Genomic DNA, 359 nt, shown 5'->3' with positions numbered 1-359 from the left:
ACAGGCGCTGCTCCGGATGCAACTCCAATGATGGCACCTCTATCGAGATGGCCTTCGCATTTCAGCCGATCGTGGATCTGCGCACGGGCGACGCTTACGCACACGAAGCGCTGGTACGCGGACCCAACGGAGAGCCTGCCGCATCGGTGCTGACGCAAGTGGACGAAGCAAGCCGTTACCGGTTTGACCAACGGTGCCGCACCACCGCAATTGAGCAGGCGGCCGGGATCGGAATGGACACCTTCCTATCCATCAATTTCATGCCGAACGCGGTGTATCAGCCTGCCGCATGTATCCGCACGACGTTTGAGGCGGCCGAAAAATTCGGCTTTCCCATCAATCGGATCATCTTCGAAACC

At 58.8% G+C, this 359-nt stretch carries 1 pseudogene; it reads left to right on the top strand.

The window, feature by feature from the left end:
* Positions 1-359, top strand: a pseudogene (locus tag BRSPCE3_RS35790) (EAL domain-containing protein); the annotation flags it as partial.

The sequence above is a fragment of the Bradyrhizobium sp. Ce-3 genome, assembly GCF_022835695.1.
Taxonomy (GTDB): domain Bacteria; phylum Pseudomonadota; class Alphaproteobacteria; order Rhizobiales; family Xanthobacteraceae; genus Bradyrhizobium.
Note: the sequence above shows the minus strand (reverse complement) of the source record. Positions and strands in the feature narration are given on the sequence as shown.